We start from the raw sequence: 3,323 nt of genomic DNA, 5'->3' as shown, positions 1-3,323 counted from the left end.
ATTTGATGCCTGGCAGTTCCCTACTCTCACATGGGGAAGCCCCACACTACCATCGGCGCTACGGCGTTTCACTTCTGAGTTCGGCATGGGGTCAGGTGGGACCACCGCGCTATCGCCGCCAGGCAAATTCTGTTTCATTCCAGCCGTCATACTCAAGTCGCTTTCGCTTCTCATCCGTACAACCACCAGAACCAATCTTTGAACAAGCTGAACATCGTTCTCTATGAGTCATCTCACAAAACACCTTCGGTGTTGTAAGGTTAAGCCTCTCGGGTCATTAGTACTGGTTAGCTCAACGTATCGCTACGCTTACACACCCAGCCTATCTACGTCGTCGTCTTCAACGGCCCTTCAGGGACATCTAGTGTCCAGGGAAGACTCATCTCGAGGCAAGTTTCCCGCTTAGATGCTTTCAGCGGTTATCTCTTCCGCACTTAGCTACCGGGCAATGCAATTGGCATCACAACCCGTACACCAGTGGTGCGTTCACTCCGGTCCTCTCGTACTAGGAGCAACCCCTCTCAATCTTCCAACGCCCACGGCAGATAGGGACCGAACTGTCTCACGACGTTCTAAACCCAGCTCGCGTACCACTTTAAATGGCGAACAGCCATACCCTTGGGACCTACTTCAGCCCCAGGATGTGATGAGCCGACATCGAGGTGCCAAACACCGCCGTCGATATGAACTCTTGGGCGGTATCAGCCTGTTATCCCCGGAGTACCTTTTATCCGTTGAGCGATGGCCCTTCCATTCAGAACCACCGGATCACTAAGACCTGCTTTCGCACCTGCTCGAGCTGTCACTCTCGCAGTCAAGCTAGCTTATGCCTTTGCACTAACCTCCTGATGTCCGACCAGGATTAGCTAACCTTCGTGCTCCTCCGTTACGCTTTGGGAGGAGACCGCCCCAGTCAAACTACCCACCAGACACTGTCCGCAACCCGGATCACGGGCCCACGTTAGAACATCAAACATTAAAGGGTGGTATTTCAAGGTTGGCTCCACGCAGACTGGCGTCCACGCTTCAAAGCCTCCCACCTATCCTACACATCAAGGCTCAAGGTTCAGTGTCAAGCTATAGTAAAGGTTCACGGGGTCTTTCCGTCTTGCCGCGGGTACACTGCATCTTCACAGCGAGTTCAATTTCACTGAGTCTCGGGTGGAGACAGCCTGGCCATCATTACGCCATTCGTGCAGGTCGGAACTTACCCGACAAGGAATTTCGCTACCTTAGGACCGTTATAGTTACGGCCGCCGTTTACCGGGGCTTCGATCAAGAGCTTCGCCTTGCGGCTGACCCCATCAATTAACCTTCCGGCACCGGGCAGGCGTCACACCGTATACGTCCACTTTCGTGTTTGCACAGTGCTGTGTTTTTATTAAACAGTTGCAGCCAGCTGGTATCTTCGACTGGTCTCGGCTCCATCCGCAAGGGACTTCACCTTACACCAGCGTGCCTTCTCCCGAAGTTACGGCACCATTTTGCCTAGTTCCTTCACCCGAGTTCTCTCAAGCGCCTGAGTATTCTCTACCTGACCACCTGTGTCGGTTTGGGGTACGATTTGATGTTACCTGGAGCTTAGAGGCTTTTCCTGGAAGCGTAGCATCGGTTACTTCATCACCGTAGTGACTCGTCATCACGCCTCAGTGTTAATGACGACCCGGATTTACCAAAGTCATCCACCTTCACGCTTAAACCGGGACAACCGTCGCCCGGATAACCTAGCTTTCTCCGTCCCCCCTTCGCAGTAACACCGAGTACAGGAATATTAACCTGTTTCCCATCGACTACGCTTTTCAGCCTCGCCTTAGGGGTCGACTCACCCTGCCCCGATTAACGTTGGACAGGAACCCTTGGTCTTCCGGCGTGCGGGTTTTTCACCCGCATTATCGTTACTTATGTCAGCATTCGCACTTCTGATACCTCCAGCAACCCTCACAGGTCACCTTCAACGGCTTACAGAACGCTCCCCTACCCAACAACGCCTAAGCGTCGCTGCCGCAGCTTCGGTGCATGGTTTAGCCCCGTTACATCTTCCGCGCAGGCCGACTCGACCAGTGAGCTATTACGCTTTCTTTAAATGATGGCTGCTTCTAAGCCAACATCCTGGCTGTCTATGCCTTCCCACATCGTTTCCCACTTAACCATGACTTTGGGACCTTAGCTGGCGGTCTGGGTTGTTTCCCTCTTCACGACGAACGTTAGCACCCGCCGTGTGTCTCCCGTGATAACATTCTTCGGTATTCGTAGTTTGCATCGGGTTGGTAAGTCGGGATGACCCCCTAGCCGAAACAGTGCTCTACCCCCGAAGATGAGTTCACGAGGCGCTACCTAAATAGCTTTCGGGGAGAACCAGCTATCTCCCGGTTTGATTGGCCTTTCACCCCCAGCCACAAGTCATCCGCTAATTTTTCAACATTAGTCGGTTCGGTCCTCCAGTTAGTGTTACCCAACCTTCAACCTGCCCATGGCTAGATCACCGGGTTTCGGGTCTATACCCTGCAACTTAACGCCCAGTTAAGACTCGGTTTCCCTGCGGCTCCCCTATTCGGTTAACCTTGCTACAGAATATAAGTCGCTGACCCATTATACAAAAGGTACGCAGTCACCTAACAAGTAGGCTCCCACTGCTTGTACGTACACGGTTTCAGGTTCTATTTCACTCCCCTCGCCGGGGTTCTTTTCGCCTTTCCCTCACGGTACTGGTTCACTATCGGTCAGTCAGGAGTATTTAGCCTTGGAGGATGGTCCCCCCATATTCAGACAGGATGTCACGTGTCCCGCCCTACTCATCGAACTCACAGCCTGTGCATTTTTGTGTACGGGACTATCACCCTTTACTGTGCGACTTTCCAGACGCTTCCACTAACACACAAACTGATTCAGGTTCTGGGCTCCTCCCCGTTCGCTCGCCGCTACTAGGGGAATCTCGGTTGATTTCTTTTCCTCGGGGTACTGAGATGTTTCAGTTCCCCCGGTTCGCCTCATGACACTATGTATTCATGTCATGATAGTGTGTCGAAACACACTGGGTTTCCCCATTCGGGTATCGTCGGGTATAACGCTTCATATCAGCTTACCGACGCTTATCGCAGATTAGCACGCCCTTCATCGCCTCTGACTGCCTAGGCATCCACCGTGTACGCTTAGTCGCTTAACCTCACAACCCGAAGGTGTTTCTGTCGAACCACGTTTCGTGCTGCGATTATTTGAGAGACTCATTGACAGACTGACTCATCACGACCAACCCGAAGGCCGTCATGCATGTTCAGCTGTCATGTTTCAATTTTCAGCTTGTTCCAGATTGTTAAAGAGCAAAA

At 52.4% G+C, this 3,323-nt stretch carries 2 rRNA genes; both read right to left on the bottom strand.

The features are described 5' to 3' along the window. Positions 1–7: 7 nt before the first annotated feature. Positions 8–123 (bottom strand): 5S ribosomal RNA (gene rrf, locus CLR69_RS22710). 133 nt (positions 124–256) lie between these two features. Next, a 23S ribosomal RNA gene (locus CLR69_RS22705) occupies positions 257–3,163 on the bottom strand. Positions 3,164–3,323 lie beyond the last annotated feature (160 nt).

Source organism: Pectobacterium zantedeschiae, assembly GCF_004137795.1.
In the GTDB taxonomy this organism is placed as follows: domain Bacteria; phylum Pseudomonadota; class Gammaproteobacteria; order Enterobacterales; family Enterobacteriaceae; genus Pectobacterium; species Pectobacterium zantedeschiae.
Note: the sequence above shows the minus strand (reverse complement) of the source record. Positions and strands in the feature narration are given on the sequence as shown.